Source organism: Vibrio sp. S457-15, assembly GCF_000960545.1.
In the GTDB taxonomy this organism is placed as follows: domain Bacteria; phylum Pseudomonadota; class Gammaproteobacteria; order Enterobacterales; family Vibrionaceae; genus Vibrio; species Vibrio parahaemolyticus.
On sequence record NZ_JYOQ01000154.1, the window covers coordinates 1 to 999 of the forward strand.

Annotated in this window: 1 protein-coding gene; it reads left to right on the forward strand. The window is 39.3% G+C overall.

Annotated elements, in window-relative coordinates; translation table 11 throughout:
- Positions 1-26: 26 nt before the first annotated feature.
- Positions 27-905: a restriction endonuclease gene (locus tag UF05_RS16985; protein WP_048852602.1), complete on the forward strand. Its 879-nt coding sequence runs from the start codon at positions 27-29 to the stop codon at positions 903-905.
- Positions 906-999: the final 94 nt, after the last annotated feature.

Genomic DNA, 999 nt, shown 5'->3' on the forward strand with positions numbered 1-999 from the left:
GGCGTTAAGTTTACGAAGGACATCAAATGGACTGGAAAGAATACGAAATTTATATAACGAAACACTTTCAGAGGCTATTTCCCAATACCTCGATTCAGCACAATGTGCGTCGCGAAGGTTTGATGTCAAAAACAAAGAGGCAGATCGACATCCTGATTGAAGGAAAAGTCGCAGGCTTTGATTTGAGTGTAATCGTTGACTGCAAATACTTTAATAAAAAAGTTGATGTCAAAGAAGTCGAGTCTTTTTTAAGTTTTTTGCAAGATTTAAAGGCGAGCAAAGGCATACTAATAACAAACAATGGATATAGTGAGGCAGCCTACAATAGAGCAACATATGACTCTCAGGATATTGAGCTTCGAATTATAAATTTCGAAGATCTTGAAGAATTTCAGGGCTTTATGGCTATACCCTATTCAAAATCTGAGTGTGCAATCGTAACATCTCCTGATGGGTGGGTAGTCGATGCTTCACCAAAAGGTCCGTATGTGGCATCGTTTTATCCTGCTGGGTTGTCGCAAGAAGAAGCCTTTCATACTGAAGGTTTTATCTATCTAGCATTCAGCCATAAAGATAAGGATTGGCCAGATTTGCCCGACTTACTTGATAAGCAGTCGCAAGGGGCAAATAGTCATTATCGTCAGCCTAAAATTGAATATATAGAAACAGTAGATCGTGAAGATTGCACTTTAACAATGAGGGTAATAGATGCCGTTGAAATGGGGGAAACTATTGAGTACACGGTTTTCCTAGATTATCCCAATGTGATTATCTATTTAACACTGTTGAGTCACCGAGATAAAGAAAAGCATTACCTCAAAAAGCTTGAATGGATTGCTCAAAAGCTTATAAAGGGTAATGTCATACTAGATAAGAGCGAGAAGCCAATCAACGTGCAGCTATAAACTTAACAAAGCATTTAAGAGTGATTCGCAACGCTTGGCAGTTTCGCTTCGCTCAAGTATAGCCAAGCGCTGCTCACACCTTAATGCGGCGTTA